The following is a 15,799-nucleotide window of genomic DNA, read 5'->3' on the forward strand; positions in this document are numbered from 1 at the left end:
GCGTATGCGCAGGAGTCACGGGCGATGCATCGGGTGCAGTCTGCGGATCCGACGGGGTTGACAACACCGGTTATTGACGCACGTATGAGTCATGTCACTGCCGCCTATGAGGCTCGGGATAGTGGGTTTGAGGAGAAAGCTGGGCGGATGGTGGATTATGTGGGTGAGGAGGTGGATCGTGCGATTCGTATGCTGCCTCGCTCGGAGAAGTCCGAGCCGCGTTCTTATGTGACCTACACGCCCTCGTCGTCGTTGTCTGGTGTGGATTGGTCGGTGACGGGGCTGCCGTCCGATGGTGGTGCGTCGTATGCGGCGGCGTTGGCGGAGGGCCGCCCCACAGACACAGACCCGGACATGGATGTGGATGTGTCGGGTACGGGGTCTGTTGTTCCGTCGGTGGGTGCGGTTGCGGCGGGTGTGGGTGTTTCTGGGAGTTTGGCGTGGATGTTTTCGTGGTATGCGGGTGAGCGTGTCGAGGGCATGGTGGGTACTCCACAAGGACGGATGATCAGGGCTGATTCGGCGGAGGCTCGGTATTTGTATGGTCCGGGTGAGGGGGATTTGATGGACCGGGTCCGGGAAGCCGGACGTCTCTCCTTCCAAGACAACAACAACCCCACGGGTGGTGCTGGTGTTGCTGGGGCGGCCGGGGCTGCTGCTGGTGCGGCTGGGCTGGCCCGTGGTGCGGGTGTGCGGTGGAGTAATGCGCAGCAGATGGGGATGCGTCCCACCCGTATCCCCTTGTCAGGCCAACCCCAACAAGCCACCGCCACCAGAGAAACCGGGGCCGGGGCACGCGGTGCTGGTGGTGTGCGTGGCGGCCAAGCCCAGCAGGCCGGTATGCGTGGCACGGGTGGCGTTCGTGGCGGGCAGGCCCAGCAGACTGGTGCCCGTGGCGGCCAAGCAGCTGGTGGCCGTGGCACGGGCCGCGCCGGGATGGGTGTGCGTGGTGGCCAGCAAGGACAGCAGTCCGGTCGTGGTGCGGGTCGTGCTGGAACGGGTGTGCGTGGCGGGCAGGCCCAGCAGACTGGTGCCCGTGGGTCTAGTGTGCGTGGTGTGAATCAGCAGTCTGGCCGTGGTACGGGCGGCGTCCGGGGTGGTCAGGCACAGCAGTCTGGTGTGCGTGGTACCGGGGGTGCGCGTGGTGCTGGTCGTAAGAAGAGGGATGAGCGGGAGCGGAAGTGGAGTCCGGAGGTGTGGTGTGCTTTGCGTGGTCGGGAGGTTCCGGATCCGCAGGAAGAGGAGCGTCGTAAGGAGGAAGCGCTCAAGCGTTTGGATGCGGTGTGGTTGAGTCGTCATGGTGCCGAGAGTGTGCGTGAGCGTGAGCGGCGTGAGGCCGAAGAGGCTACCCGTCGTGAAATGTTCTCCCGCCCCCTACTGTACTGGCGAGAGCCCCGCGAAAACGGACAAAACCAATAAACCCAACCCGGCTGCGGCGTTTGCTCAAGGGCTTATTCTGAGCCAAGGGAAGGTAATCCTGGGTAGGTCTGTTGTCTAGCCGTACTTCTTTCTTCTGAGTCTGACGGCGACGAGAACGTGAGTGTGTGCGTCACGATTGGCCGTCGGCCAGCGGCTCATGTGGGGAATCCTGTGATTGCGCGGCCAACGGCCTACGCGGCAGATTTCGCAGCATGATCGATGCGAATGCAACGAGTCCGGCCAGAGCGAGGCATGCACGCGAATATCCAAGCGTTTCTGTTAGCACTCCAGCAAGAATCGGCCCGCATACCAGGCCTGCAGCATAGGCGAGATTGTATAGGCTGTACGCCCCACCGAGCGCCGGCGGGCTGGTCCGTGCTCCGACGACGCCGATGAGCGTGCTAGCAGGGGCGACGAGGAAGGCAATAGCGGCCCCAAGAATTACAACTCCCGCGATCACGGGTGCGTGCCGAGCTCCGCCGCCGAGCAACAGCAAGCCAGCCATCGCGAGGAGGACGCCGCAGAACACCAAGAAGCGTGGCGAACAGCGGCCAAGCGCCGCTCCGACCAGTGGATTCAGTGTTGCGGCCACGATGACTAGCAGCCCGAACAAGAGGCCGATTTGAACGCTATCGAGGCCCAGAGCTTCATGCAACTGCACGGGAAGAATTGGTTCAATCATGCTTGTTACACCGGATCCCACCGCAATCAGAATCACGACGGGCCATGCGCCTTTGACTCGGAGAACATCAAGCGCAGTTGCCGGATCGTCGGCCTGCGGAGGAACCGGTCTCACAAAAGCTATCCGCAGTGCACCGTCGATCAACAAAACAACTGTGGCGAACACAAATGGTGCGGCATGCCCGTACTCGCGCGCCAGCCACCCTGCGAGTGGGGGACCGGCGAGAGTTCCCAGAGAGACCATGCTCATGGCTATTCCAAGGTAGGTGCCCCGTTTGGGCAGTGGTATCGCGGCCGCAATCAACGCCAGGCTCGCCACCCAGCCAAGTCCGGCAGCGGCTCCCTGCAGGAGCCGGGAGACGAGCAACAACCAGTAGGGCCCACCGACAGCAAAGAGTAAACACGCCATGCCTAAACCAAGGAGTGCAGCAAGAAGTGGACCGCGTGGACCTCTGCGGTCCACAAATCGGCCCGCGAGCGGCGTCACGATAATCATCATTCCCGCATAGGCGGCAAATAATAGCCCGGTGGCAGCCGGGCCGGAACGTGAAACAGCGGGCATAAGTGGCAGGAGCGGGATGAGGATGCCGTAGACGAGCATATCGGTGAACAGCGCTATACAGGCGACGACGACTGCCGCAAGTTGGGGAGCCTGTATTCGGTTTTGATGTGAGTGAGGCATGGTATTGATCAATTCTGTTGAAGCTGTGGTTAACATGTGGAGGCCAAATGGTCACGGGTGAAGGCCAAACGATTGATGGTATGCGTCAGCGAGGCGAGCCGATACCGTGAACGTTCAGTCGGCGCTTATCAGCCCGTGGACAATCGCCTCTGCGATGCCTCGTGTGTCCAGTGGCTCGGCGAGGTCATTGGGCTGAAGAGCTGCGGTAACTGTGACGCCGTGGATAAAGGACATGATGGTGAAGCGGCTTGCCTCCAGGGGCAGGCGCAATGCATCGCCACAGTCTCGCAACGCTGCGTCGATGTACTCACCCCATAGCGCGATGCCGCTGCGTTTTTCATCCATGCCACGATTTGCCTGCAGTGCCCGTGGGGCGACCAGCGTGCTGACTACTGCAAGCTCCCGAAAGCCTGTGTCTGTTACCAGGTGTTCCAGGTAGGTGGCGAGGAAATCGGTCAGGTGATCGGCGCCATTGCTCTGTACAATGGCATGTCTTTGCGCGCCGTCAGCTTCAGGCGCACTGGCATCGCCCGCTGAGCCGCCGTCCACCGTTTGTTGCGCGCAAGTGCCCGCCTCCGGCTCACCGTCGCCGTTCCTCTCCGCGTGCGCCTTAGCAAGCCCCGCTGCATCACGGGGTGCGAAGAGTTCGCGGGTATAGAACTCCCACCGGTCGGCGAGGACGGCGAGGAGAAGATCAAACTTCCCGGCGAAATGGTGGTAAATGGCTCCGCGCGTCACTTCGGCGTCGCGCGCGACGTCGCCCAGGGAGCAATTCTCCCATCCGTCATGGGCAAAACGGTGAAGTGCCGCGCAAATAATGGCTTGCCGGGTCAGTGCGGCTTCGGCCGCTGTGCGTTTCATGCGATACATACAAGCCTGTATGTAAAACTCTGTCAAGCGTTGTATGAATCTCCACCATCGCCTACTCGTCTTCTTCTTGGCGTTTCCCCCGAGCGCGCCCCGCCGCGAAGATCAGTAGCACCAGTACGGCCCCAACACCACCGGCAACCCACAATGCGCCGACAAAACGCGACTGTGCGGTCATGTCGTGCGGCGGATCTGGAACGGCCCGCCCACTTGTGGCGTAGGCGCTGGGAGACTCTCGCTCAGGAGAGCCCGGTCCAGGAAGTGCGCCGTCGTCGATCAAAGTCATGGCGGCATACGGGTTCACGATCCCCCAACCGAGTTCGTCAGTGCGTGAGGAGGGGTCACCGCGGCGTGCCGACTGTTTGAGGCGAAAAGCTGTCATTTCCGGGCTTTCGGAGGGGTTGTTGTACGACATGGTAAGCGCGGCGGCGCCGACGACAAATCCCGTCGCATACCCGGTTGAGACCGCATTCGTGGCTGCCAGGCAGGTCCCGGCATCACCGTTGGCCACCAGTACGTTCGTGCCCGGTCCGGCCAGATCCACGGCTTCCGAATGCATGAGATCATCGGACACATCCGATGTTGCCGTGACCGCAGTAACTCCAATAACGCCATCGTAGGCAGCGGGATAACGTAGGTTCGCATGCGTACCCTCGGTGGCACTCTCGGTGGCCGACGGAGTCGCATACGCTGAGACCAATTCGTCGGATGTGGCATCTCCGGCAGCGGCGATAATGAGCTTACCCTGGCCGACTGCGTGTGCGATGGCTTCTTTTAAAGCAGGCGAATCCGTCTCGAAGGCGAGTGGGATCGCGATGATATCGATGGAGGGGTTATCCGCCGCCCAGATGACGCCACTGATCACCCGCTCGCGAGTCTCGTTGTTGTAATTCGCGACCTCTTCCTCGCTCGCGCCTGAGTTCGGCTTGGAATCAATGACCTTGACGGGAACGATGGACGCCTCCGGCGCGACGCCGTCGATCGGCGCGTCGCCGTTGTTCTGCCCGGCAATCACCGAGGCAACAGCCGTGCCGTGGCCGTCATGGTCGGTAAGGGCACTACCGCTATCGGTGAAATCATAACCGGCCTCGATGCGGGCGCCTGCGAGCGCCGGGTTGTTCGACTGCACTCCCGTGTCAATGATCGCAATGGTGACTGTGCCGCCACGTGACAGCTCATGCGCCTCGGGAAGGCCCAGAGTGTCATTGGCGATAACAAAGTCATCTGCCTCGAGTTCCTCCCGTTTCAGTATCGATGTGTCACCCTCCTGACAGGTGCCATCATCGAACCAGAACGGAGCAACGTAGGAGCGGCTACCCTCCGGCATCCCGATGCGCGGCGTCTGTTCCGTTGCCGCCACCGCGTTGAGGGAAAGCACCGACGGCATTGCCATTGCAGCGGCAAGAACCGCCGCAGCAAGGCGTGTACGACGTCGCCCATGGCTTCCGCGTGCGGAGAATGAAGGTCGGCGGGGCGAGCGCGAGGGATGAACCCGCCGCTGCGGCACACGGATACCCGGCGTACGCTCGCGGCGCATGATGCCGCGAAGTTCGCGGACGGCCCGCAACCACCTACCCATCACATCTGACCTCGTCACGAGCTAGAACTCCCACCACTGCTCTGCGACTCCCGTGCCTCCTCAGGAACGGTGGCCCATGCCGCGCTGCCTGATAATAGCGGCACCTCGGTGTCGGAATCGCTGGAGAACAGACTCACCCATGCCGACGTCGCCCGTAAAGGCGTGACATCCGAATAGCCGAAGGACTCTGCCGTATCCGAGTAGCTTCCCAACTGATAAGCGAGTCCATCCTCGTCAATCAGGAAGTACAAGGAACCGCTATCACCGGGTTCGGCCACCAATGCCCCGGACTGGGAGGCGATCTGCACAGTATCGGTGCTCACATGAGGCACATTTGTGCCGATCACCAGCGAGGTGCCGTCCGGAGTGAGTTGCGCACATGCCGAGTGTGGCTCGGTGATCAACGCCGTGATGTCATCGGGCCAAGTTGGGCGCAACTGGTCCGATGCTAGCGTGGCGCGTGAGAGCTGGGCGGTGGTGATCTCCATCGTCTTCGCTGTTTCGCCTCCGTCGCTCATCGCGTACATGTGCTCCATGACGGGAGTCATTGGCTCGAGCACGGGGCCGGGGCGAACCAGATAGGTGTCGCCTTCATTCGGCGCGTTGGACACACGCAGGATTGTTCCCACATTCACCTCGCCCAGTCCCTCGATGGTGCCCGCAGGCTCGCCGACGTGGTCGATCTCCAACGGGACGAGCGCCTCACCCTCCTTGAATAGGTTGAGCCATGCGCCTGGCGCGTCCGTCGCCTGGGCGTAGGGGAAGCCGAACTCGTTCATAACCGCGCGGGCCGCTGCGGCCTGATCGGTGGTGAAATTGGTCTGTTGGAAGGCGTAACGATAGCCGTCGGCAATGAGGTAGTAGTCCTCGCCGTTCTTAACCAATGCCATTGTCCCCTCGGCATTTTGCGTGGTTCCCGTGCCAACTCCGGTCCAGGTGTGGCCGCCTTCCGCGACGCAACTGGTGAGTGTGTTAACAAGGTTATCGGCGGAGGGAACCTTATCGGGTGCGCCTGGAATGCCGACGACGGGGCCAAGGGGCGCCTCCGACAGCGCGCTCTCCGAAGCATCGACCGTGGTGAGGTTGGCGCCGAAGAGTAGGTAAGCGCTGGCAGCGTTGCGCACCGGGTAAAGCGTGCCATCGATGGAGACGTAACGTGAACCGGAGTTGGAATCGATCACGAGTGCGCCATGATCCCAACCATCAGGCATGGAGGGGGCGAAGAGCTTTGATACCCATGCTCCTCCCACTAATAGTGCGGTTAGAACGATTCCGCCGATAATGCCTCGCCAGGGGCGTACGGGCGTCATCTCTCGTCCGCCGGGCATTCCAGAAACAAATGCCGTAACGAGGCGTTGCCGATTGAAACGTTGCCCGTCAAGGATGTCTCGGGTGGATGCCATATCACCACAACCTCATAGCCAGTACCGCAGCGGGGATAATCACGATGCCTGCAGTCGCCTCAACGATGTCCGCCAATTGCCGCATCCAGGGCGGTGTAGCGCCGATAACCAGTCCGAAGGCGATGAGTCCAGCAGCTAGAACACACATGACGATGACCAACACCGGCCACCACAGCGGGTGGAGGATGGCGACGCTGACGCAGGCGACGGTCAAGATCACCAGGGCGAGCACGTATTGAGACATAACGTCCATACGGCCGAACGATGTGCGTGAGCCGAGCGTGAGAATGACCAGCAGCGCACCCAAGATGACCAGGCTCCACGGGCCCTGCGCCACCACCCACGGCGTGAGAAGGGCCAAGGCGGTACCCGCAGCGATGCGCACCGCGAATAGCGTGCGCCGCCCACGCAGGTAGTTCCTCTGCACTTCCTCACCTGAAACGGCGACAGTGGCGGAGCCGGTCGCGGGGCGCTGCATTGGGCGCAACAACGGATCGTTGTTCTCCAGACGGCTGGTTCGTAGCGCGAGTTGCGGCAGCACGAGGAGAAGTACGCAGAGCACAGCTGCGGCGCCAACAGCCACCCGGTCCTGCTGGTCACCGAGCACAATGTCGAATGCCCCGACAGTTCCGAAGGTAGTGCCGAGGACAACCGGGATAAGCGCCAGTTCTCTCCACTCGGACAACATGACGAGCGATGCTCCTCCGGCGAGTGCCAAACCTAATCCTGATAACGCAAGCGGCGTCTGGGCAACGGGAGCGGACATGAATGTCCATCCGGCCCCTCCAACGAGCAGGCAGGCGGTTAACGCCAGCGCCACGGCGTGAGTGTGCCGCTCTGCCCGTTCCAACACCCACACCACGCCGAAAAGCAGCGCGGCTAGACCGGTGAAGGTCAGTGGAACGAGGATGCCTGCGGAAGGCCGGGCTTGGATCAGAAGCACTGTGGCGGCCACCAGCAGAACGACTGTACCGGTACATGCCAGACCGGCGGAGTCTGTGGGTGTCCACTCCCGATTCGTGCTGTCTACCGCGTCGGCCACGGCCTCGACGACGTCGTCGTAGCGCTTCTGCGTTTCGGGAATACGATGCGTGAGTTCGAAGATGGCGCCGTTGCGATAATTCTGCTGATTGAGCGACTGCGAGCGATCAACTACTGTGCCATCGGCCGTGGAGAGCACAAAGCCGCGCAGAGCGGCCGGTTGATTGGGTGCAGCCAGACGTCGAATGATGGTGGGAATGAGTTCCGCCACCGGAAGCGCCCCGGGAAGTAGCAGATCCGCCTTCTTGTCCTCGTAGATCACCGTCGCGCGCACGAAGGTATTCGCTGCAACCTCAGCTACGTCAGTCATGAGGTCCTCGCTTCCCGAGTAGTACGTTGTGCCATGATCTGAGAAGTCATCCCAGGCCTCCTGTCCTGATGAGCGTAATGAGTCCGGCGCCCGCCAAGGAAAGCGGTAGAGCAAAGGTACAGGCGAATCCTTGCAGAAGATCGCCGATACGGGTAAAGATCAGCGCGTGCCAACTGCGAGAAATCGGAATCGACACCACCGCGATAAGCAAAGCCACCGTGCCGATCACCAGTGCCGCGACCAGCACGACGTCCGCGGTTGCCGAACTTCCGAGCGCCGCAGTCGCCGCAAGAATCAAGATGCCGGCGGTGGCCCGCGGCAACAACCGCACATGAAGTGCTGCCGCGGTACGGGGAACAAGGAGCAGGGCGAGGATCACGCAGATGATGCCGCCCGCAGCCACCGGACCGCGCCAAGAGCCATCCCCTACATGCCCGGCCACCGACGGGAAACAGACGAGCACTGTTGTGCAGATCAGAACCGTCCACAGGCGATTGCGGGCCACGCCTGCCGTCACAACCGCATCGATGAAATTGGCGGTGATGGGGTCCGGCGCCTTCGGCTCTGCGCCTCGCACCGAGGAGGCCTCCCGAACGATTTTGGCCTCATTGATCAGTTGTGCTTGGTCAACGGACACGGAGAATCCGGGCAGTGCCAGCAACAGTGGAGCGGAGAGACCGAACAGAGCCGCAGCCAAGAGTGATATGTCCACACCGGCGAAAAGTGCAGCGAGTGCGATTACCGCTAAGGAAAGGCTGCATACCGCACCATCGGCGGTTGCTTGTGCGGTTCCCGCGTTCTCCCGCCCCCGCCAGGCCCAGCGGACCGTCGAGAGCAGTCCAGCAGCTGCCGCAGCGCCTATCAGTGCCTGATAGGCGTAGTCATCGGGGTTACTCAGCGTTGTCAGCACGCCAGACGCCGCCCCGCAGGCCAGCGGTGCGCCAGTTTCCAGCACAGGCCGTCCATGCCCGGGCAGTAGTGCGAAGAGTAACCCAAGGCCGAAAGCGAGGCCTGCCAGAATCAGGGCCGTCGACGGTGAGGTGAGAACGGCGGCATCTCCGAGCAGAAGCCGGCCCAGAAGTGTCCACAGCGCAGCCAGCACACACACGGTGATTCCAGTGGTCAATACATAGGGAGAGAAGGCTATGCGCAGGCTGGTCTTCTCGTCTGGAATACGGGTGATGGACAGCTTGGGCGCATACGGCTGTGAATAGAGGACGATCAGAGAGCCGTTGCTGATCTCACGCCCGATTACCATCCCGCCGGGTAGGCGTTCGCCACTGGGTGTGTAAGGGATCAGATCTGCAGGAACGCGCCGCAGATCAAGAACTTGCTGCAATGTCATCCCGAAGGGTGCCGCGATGTCCTCGCGTCCCCCCTCGAAGGCCAGTGTGAGGTAGGAGACGGAAGCGTATGTAGCTGTCATAGTCCCCCGATCTATCGTGAGTTCAAGTGAGAAGCAGATCCCTTGCTATTATTACAGCATATTCAATCGATATCACCTCAAGGTTACAGCAGGACCGAACCAAGGAGTTTGAGTGGCCGCAACAAATCGTAAGGCTCCGCAGGCGCCGTCGTTAACCCAAGTTGAGTTGCAGGCACCGCCGCAGATTCAACGTTCAGAGGGGCTAACCGGCGCACTCGCGATGATTCTGCCGATGTTCGGATCCATGGGCATGATGGCGGTGATGGCGCTGTCTGGCCGCCGCTCGCCCCTGATGATCCTCATGTCCGGCCTGTTCATGGTTGCCATGCTTGGCGTGGCCGTGCTCAACATTCATCGCAATCGGACGCAGTTCCGCGCTTCGGTGACAGGAGCACGCCGGGAATACCTCACGTATATCGCACGAATGCGCAAGCAGGCGCGGGAAACCGAGGAGGGCCAGCGCGAGTTTGCGCGTTGGTTCTTGCCCGATCCGGCCGATCTTCCACTCATCCTCGACCTGGGGTTACGTACCGGAGAGCGGACGAGCGCCCAAGGTGAGTTTCTTCTCACACGTGTGGGGCTGGCGGACCAACCGCTGTCGCAGGAGATGTACCTACCGGAAGATGCGACGCTCTCGGAGGTGGATCCGGTGGCGGAGTCGGCGGTGGAGCAACTCATTACTACCTATGCCGAGGTGAAGGATCTACCGCTGGGTGTGAACGTTGGTGGCGTCCCGCGGGTTTGTTTCAGTGGCCCCATCACCGAGGCGCGCTCCTTGGCGCGTTCGATGCTGATTGAGGTCTGTGCTTTTACCAGCGCGACGGAAGTACGTGTGGCAATTCTCGCCTCGGAGCGGCTCCTACCCGAATGGGAGTGGGCGAAATGGTTGCCGCACGTTGCATCGGACCGGATTTACGACGCCGTCGGCCCCGCCCGCATGATTGACAGCGATCCGAATCGGCTCACCGATCTACTGCCGGAAGGAATTATCGACCGCCCGCGCTTCAGCCCAACCGGGTCGAGTGTAGAACTGCCACATCTCATCATCATCAAAGATGGGGTGGATGTGCCCCCGGACCATCCGATCATTTCGGATGACGGTGTTCTTGGTGTCACCATCTTCGATATTGGCGCGACCTCGGAAGCTCAGCGATCCGATTCAAGCGCCTTCGGAACGGTATCGAACGACTACACGATCCTGCTTAGTCACGACGACGAGCGTCGGGTTCGCTTCCAAGCGGGCGAAAACGCCTTTGCAGGGCTACGGGGTCTGGCCGATCAGATTTCCGTTGTGGATGCCGAGACTGTGGCGCGGCGTCTCGCCAGCCGTGCGGCGGTACAAACAGATGCGGCCGGCACAGGTAAGGCCGTTGAGGCTCCCGGCGAAGCCTCCGCCGAGATCACGGATTTGCTCGGGATTCCCGATATTCACGAGCTCGATGTGACGGAGACGTGGAAGCCGCGACTGTCGCGAGATCGTTTGCGTGTACCGATTGGCCTGACGCCTGAGCATAAGACGGTCTTCTTGGATATTAAAGAGTCCGCGCAGCAGGGCATGGGCCCGCATGGTCTGATCATCGGCGCCACGGGTTCCGGTAAGTCGGAGGTGTTGCGCACCCTCGTACTCGCGCTCGCGATGACGCATTCATCGGAAGAACTCAACTTCGTTCTCATCGATTTCAAGGGCGGTGCGACCTTCGCAGGCATGTCCGATATGCCGCACGTGGCGGCCATTATCACCAATCTCGGTGAAGACTTGACCCTGGTCGACCGCATGGAGGATGCCCTGCGCGGTGAGATGGCGCGTCGGCAGGAAATGCTGCGTGCCGGCGGAAATTTCAAGAACGTCGCCGACTATGAGAAAGCCCGAAAGGCTGGGCGCACCGACCTGGAGCCTCTGCCCGCACTACTGATTGTGGCCGACGAGTTCTCGGAACTCTTGGCTGAGAAGCCAGATTTCATCGAGATGTTCGTGGCCATCGGCCGTCTGGGCCGTTCGTTGCAGATCCATCTTCTCCTCTCCTCGCAGCGTCTGGAGGAGGGCCGCCTACGCGGTCTTGATTCGCATTTGTCCTACCGGATAGGCCTGCGGACCTTCTCCGCGCAGGAGTCGCGTTCCGTTATCGGTGTCACGGATGCCTACGAGTTGCCGCCAATTCCCGGCGTCGGCTATCTGAAGCCGGATACGACGCAGTTGGTGCGATTCCGTGCCTCGTATGTTTCCGGCCCGCCGCCGCGGCGCTCGTTGACGGCCGATGCTGAGTACGCGGAGGAGGCGAGCCGTGATATTGAGATTCTCGACTTCACCGCCGCGCCGCTGCGCCAGGAAGAAGCTAAGGAGGTTATTACCGAGGCGGCGAGCGCGGAACAGAAGGAACAGTCCGAACTGGACGATTCCGGAATCCCCGGTGTTCCCAACACGACCTTCGATATCGCCGTCTTCCGTATGGCGGGCCGTGGTCCGGCGGCGCATCAGGTGTGGTTGCCCCCCTTGGATATTCCATCCACGCTTGATTCCTTGATGCCCGACCTGACGACGACGCAGGAGCTGGGGCTACATTCACCGAGATGGAGAGCTGCCGGCGCCTTTACGATTCCCGTCGGCGATGTGGATCGCCCATTGGAGCAGCGGCGCGACACAATGGTGCTCGATTTGGATGGCGCGGGCGGTCACTTGGCTATTCTTGGTGGTCCGCAGTCGGGTAAGTCCACATTTGCACGTACCGTGCTCGGAGCCTTGGCGCTGACCCATTCACCGCGAGAAGTGCAGATGTACGTGATGGACTTCGGTGGCGGAACCTTCTCCGGACTGCGCGATCTGCCGCATGTGGCGGGGCTTGGCCTACGTGCCGACAGTGCCCGCGTACACCGCATCTACGCCGAGGTGGCATCGATTGTGGATGATCGTGAGAAGTACTTCGCTGCGAACGGAATTGAGTCCATGGCTGCCTACCGCAGGTTACGTGCAGAAGGTAAGGCCGACGACGGCTACGGCGACGTGTTCCTCTTCGTCGACGGTTGGGCCACTCTGCGCGCTGATTATGAGGATGTTGAGACTCTGCTGGGTAATCTGATTCCGCGTGGCTTGAACTTCGGGCTGCACGTCGTGGCCACAGCGCTGCGGTGGATGAACTTCAGAACTCAGACGAAGGATCTGTTCGGATCGATTGTTGAGCTGGCCCTGGGAGATCCTTCGGAATCGGAAATCTCCCGCAAGGGTGCGGAGGGGGTTCCCTCGGGTGCGCCCGGTCGCGGCCTTGAGCAGTCGAAGCATCAGATATTGGGCGGGCTGCCGCGCATAGATGGCACCACTGATGCCGAGAGCCTGTCGGAAGGTGTTGCGCACTTCGTGCGATCAGTGAAGGATGCGTGGACTGGTGGCAGTACACCGAAGCTGCGTGAGTTGCCGGAACTCATCAATATCGAAGAGCTGAACAAGCAAGTTGCCCCGGACGACCATCGGGTTATCCTCGGCGTGGACGAGTCGCGTCTGGAGCCCTTCGGCATCGATTTCAACAAGCAGGACCATTTCTTCTTCTTTGGTGACAGACAGAGCGGAAAGTCCTCGACGCTACGGCTCATCGCATGGGAGATCGCGCGGCTGTATTCGCCTAAGCAGGCGCAGTTGTTTGTGGTTGACTACCGGCGGTCGCTTCTGGGCGAGCTGCCGGACGGCTACCTGGCTGGCTACTACACAAACGCGGAGCAGACCGCGGAGAAGCTGACACAGCTGTACAACTTCCTCAAGAGCCGCATTCCCGGTTCCGACATCACCCCACAGGAATTGCGAGAACGATCCTGGTGGGTCGGCGCTGAGGCATTCGTGCTCGTCGACGACTACGACATAGTGCAGACGACGCAGGGTTGCCCGGTGCATGTTCTCCAAGAGCTGTTGCCACAAGCGCACGACCTGGGATTGCATGTGATCGTCGCGCGGCGATCAGGAGGCGCACAGCGGGCGATGTTCGATCCGATTATCCAATCGATTAACGATCTGGCGAATCCGGGAATGCTGCTGCCAGGCAATCCCGAGGAGGGAAATCTGTTGGGGCGCCTGCGCCCGCAGGCGGGCAACGCGGGCCGAGGGCAATTCCGGTCTCGGGATGTTCCGCGAGAAGTCCTCCAGGTTGCATGGCGTGACCGACAGCTGGACTGATCACCGGCAACCGGATGGCCTGTGCTGCGCGTTAGACCGACCCGCCGCCGCCGAGTCAGTGCTGGCAACCCGGGCACCAGAAGAGGCGGCGCCCAGAAAGTTCCGTCTCGCGGACTATCGCCCCACAGCGCAGGCATGGTCGACCGGTGCGGTGATAGACGGCGAACCACTCTGCCTCGACGTCGTCGGGTGGAACGGGACTGGGGCGGAGATCCTCGGGTACGGTTCGGATAAGGCCCGCGCCTACGTCGGCGCGCATTACCGTGACCAGATCGTCCCACAGTGCTCCGAGACGGGTTGCCGAAACGCGCGCCGCCGGGCGCAATGGTGCGATGCCGACGCGGAACAAGCAGTCGGCGCGGTAGATATTGCCGGGACCTGCGGCCACCGATTGGTCGAGAACAATCTGCCCGATGGGCGCGCGGCGCGTGCGGGCAAGAGAGATGAAACGTGCACGGTCGCCCGGCTCGTTACGGATTGGGTCGGGGCCGAGCCTATCCAGTACAGCGTCTACTTCCGCCCCGCTCAGAACCTCGCAGCGGGCCGGACCGGTGAGGTCAAGCACGGCTTGGTCCGTCTCGAGGCGGAGCCGGACCGAGGGGCGTGGTGGAGGAGGGAAGGCGCCCTCTGACGTTGCAGCTGGCGCGACGACGACGCCGGACTCCTCCCCGACGCGGCCGGACTCGTCTCCGATGACCGCGGCGTCGAGATCGCCTTGGCGGGAAGTATGAGGGGAGATTGCGCGTATGCCCGCTCCGGATAGGGTCTCGGCCCGTGGCCCGGCGAAGGACCAGCGTCCGTAGAGTCCCAGATGCACGTGGAGCCAGGAGGCGCCGTCGTCGCCAAGAGGCAGCGAGGTAATCTCAGGCGGTGTGGGAAAGGGGGATGTACCTGCGCTGCCCGGTGGAGTCTGCGCTGCGGACGGCGTCCTTGCGTTCGCGGCACATGCTGGTCCTGCAGGGGACGGGTGAGTTCCGACGGGCGAGTGAGTGCTGGCAGACGTGTGAGTTTCGACGGGCGTGCGAGTTTCGACGAACGGCAGGAAGAAGTGTTTTCCCCATGCTTGCGCTTCTAACGCGGTCAAACCGGTTAAGAGGTGGGCGCCGGCGGTGAATCTTCCCTGCGGCGATGAGGCGACAACTTGCCGACCTGCAACAAACTGGCTGATGATTCGGGCGAGGCGGTGAATCGCTTGGCCTTCAGGCATGTCTCTCCTCATGGGCTACCACGGTGCGGATCGTCATCATCGTAGCGGGTGAGAATGTTAGACGAAATGGGGAATACGGCGGACAGCATCGTGGACGGCGGACTGCACGGATAGCATGAGGATGCTTCCGACAGGAGGGCGGAAGTCGGGCACAGTATGGCGGGCAACGCAGTGAATGACAGAAGGGGGGATTGAAACAAACGCCGCCGCGCCGCGGATTTTGGAAGGTGTTCTCGTGTTGGCGGGGTGCTCTTTTGATACGGCGCAGGTCGCCGAGCCACACGATTCGCAGTCTGTGACGCCGAGCCCCACACCAGAACCGACGTCCAGCCCGGAGCCTTCCACTACGACCCCCTCACCGGAACCGACGACAATTGGTGATGCAAGGCCCGCGAGTTGGTCGGTTGACTTGGATGAAATCGGATGGACTGTGGAGCCTCGTTCCACTGGAGGAGCGGTGGCATCTAATGATGACGGTTGTGCCCTAGTGACGACGGAGATGGATTACTCGGCTCCGTTCTTGCAGGGTGACGATTATGGAGCGACGGAGGATTTCAGCGGAACCATCCTTAACGCCACGGCGGAGAACTACACGCTGACATCCGAAAACTCGCGAGGTATCGAAACGATACCGGCTAAGGATGGTGGAGAAGCCATTGAAGGGCTGAGTTTTGATGTTGTTTATGAGCACTCTGAGCTGGGCACCCTGAACTCGTGGATGTGGATGCGCGTCTTTACCGATCCGCAAGCGCCGCGAGCCGTGTACGTAATTCTCCAGTGCCAGCAGGACAGTTATTCTGAGGATATTCGGAATCAAATCAGGGATGACGGCCACCTCACGCTGACTGGCGGGCAGCCCGCCACTTTTGATCGCAGAATGCCGTGGGTGCCGACTTGTGGGCCGACACCCACGGCAAGTGCGAAAGCGCTAAGAATGTCTGCTGAGTCTGGCTGCGCAACGCGTTTCCCCACCTTGTAAACTTGAGTGGAATAGACTCAACTTTAAGCGCGTTGACCTTCATAGACAT

9 protein-coding genes and 1 pseudogene are annotated in these 15,799 nt (G+C 61.4%); 3 read left to right on the forward strand and 7 right to left on the reverse strand.

The window, feature by feature from the left end; genetic code table 11:
* Positions 1–1,419: pseudogene (locus tag EKN07_RS12595) on the forward strand (hypothetical protein); the annotation flags it as partial.
* 130 nt (positions 1,420–1,549) lie between these two features.
* On the opposite strand, the gene EKN07_RS09025 reads toward EKN07_RS12595, so the two are convergent.
* From EKN07_RS09025 to EKN07_RS09050, 6 genes are all read right to left on the reverse strand, one after another.
* Positions 1,550–2,782, reverse strand: a complete 1,233-nt coding sequence (locus EKN07_RS09025) for an MFS transporter (protein ID WP_126146225.1) — start codon at positions 2,780–2,782, stop codon at positions 1,550–1,552.
* A gap of 114 nt (positions 2,783–2,896) precedes the next feature.
* Positions 2,897–3,643 (reverse strand): TetR family transcriptional regulator, encoded by a 747-nt coding sequence (locus EKN07_RS09030; protein ID WP_126146226.1) that lies wholly within the window; start codon positions 3,641–3,643, stop codon positions 2,897–2,899.
* Positions 3,644–3,704: 61 nt separating this feature from the next.
* On the reverse strand, positions 3,705–5,246 hold the full coding sequence (locus tag EKN07_RS09035) for a S8 family serine peptidase (protein ID WP_125482516.1): 1,542 nt from the start codon (positions 5,244–5,246) through the stop codon (positions 3,705–3,707).
* Entirely contained in the window at positions 5,243–6,631 is a 1,389-nt protein-coding gene (gene eccB, locus EKN07_RS09040) for a type VII secretion protein EccB (RefSeq protein ID WP_108716346.1), read from the reverse strand. Before eccB ends, EKN07_RS09035 begins: the two co-directional genes overlap by 4 nt.
* 1 nt (position 6,632) lies before the next feature.
* On the reverse strand, positions 6,633–7,982 hold the full coding sequence (locus EKN07_RS09045; RefSeq protein ID WP_108716345.1) for an EsaB/YukD family protein: 1,350 nt from the start codon (positions 7,980–7,982) through the stop codon (positions 6,633–6,635).
* 46 nt (positions 7,983–8,028) lie between these two features.
* Positions 8,029–9,408, reverse strand: coding sequence for a hypothetical protein (locus EKN07_RS09050; protein WP_126146227.1), 1,380 nt, complete (start codon positions 9,406–9,408; stop codon positions 8,029–8,031).
* A gap of 112 nt (positions 9,409–9,520) precedes the next feature.
* Here EKN07_RS09050 and eccCa point away from each other — a divergent pair, with 112 nt between their 5' ends.
* Positions 9,521–13,564 carry a type VII secretion protein EccCa gene (gene eccCa, locus EKN07_RS09055; RefSeq protein ID WP_126146228.1) on the forward strand — a complete coding sequence of 1,348 codons (4,044 nt, stop codon included), beginning with the start codon at positions 9,521–9,523 and terminating at the stop codon, positions 13,562–13,564.
* A gap of 55 nt (positions 13,565–13,619) precedes the next feature.
* On the opposite strand, the gene EKN07_RS09060 is transcribed toward eccCa, so the two are convergent.
* Positions 13,620–14,771 carry a zinc finger domain-containing protein gene (locus EKN07_RS09060; protein WP_108716342.1) on the reverse strand — a complete coding sequence of 384 codons (1,152 nt, stop codon included), beginning with the start codon at positions 14,769–14,771 and terminating at the stop codon, positions 13,620–13,622.
* Positions 14,772–14,946: 175 nt separating this feature from the next.
* Between EKN07_RS09060 and EKN07_RS09065 the strand changes: the two genes are divergently transcribed.
* Positions 14,947–15,750, forward strand: coding sequence for a hypothetical protein (locus tag EKN07_RS09065; RefSeq protein ID WP_126146229.1), 804 nt, complete (start codon positions 14,947–14,949; stop codon positions 15,748–15,750).
* Positions 15,751–15,799 lie beyond the last annotated feature (49 nt).

The sequence above is a fragment of the Actinobaculum sp. 352 genome (assembly GCF_003957265.1).
In the GTDB taxonomy this organism is placed as follows: domain Bacteria; phylum Actinomycetota; class Actinomycetes; order Actinomycetales; family Actinomycetaceae; genus Asp313.

Coding starts and splice junctions, on each gene's coding strand:
- EKN07_RS09025 (WP_126146225.1), bottom strand. CDS start 2,782: ATGCCTCACTCACATCAAAACCGAATACAGGCTCCCCAACTTGCGGCA.
- EKN07_RS09030 (WP_126146226.1), bottom strand. CDS start 3,643: ATGAAACGCACAGCGGCCGAAGCCGCACTGACCCGGCAAGCCATTATT.
- eccB (WP_108716346.1), bottom strand. CDS start 6,631: ATGGCATCCACCCGAGACATCCTTGACGGGCAACGTTTCAATCGGCAA.
- EKN07_RS09045 (WP_108716345.1), bottom strand. CDS start 7,982: ATGACTGACGTAGCTGAGGTTGCAGCGAATACCTTCGTGCGCGCGACG.
- EKN07_RS09050 (WP_126146227.1), bottom strand. CDS start 9,408: ATGACAGCTACATACGCTTCCGTCTCCTACCTCACACTGGCCTTCGAG.
- EKN07_RS09060 (WP_108716342.1), bottom strand. CDS start 14,771: ATGCCTGAAGGCCAAGCGATTCACCGCCTCGCCCGAATCATCAGCCAG.
- EKN07_RS09065 (WP_126146229.1), top strand. CDS start 14,947: ATGACAGAAGGGGGGATTGAAACAAACGCCGCCGCGCCGCGGATTTTG.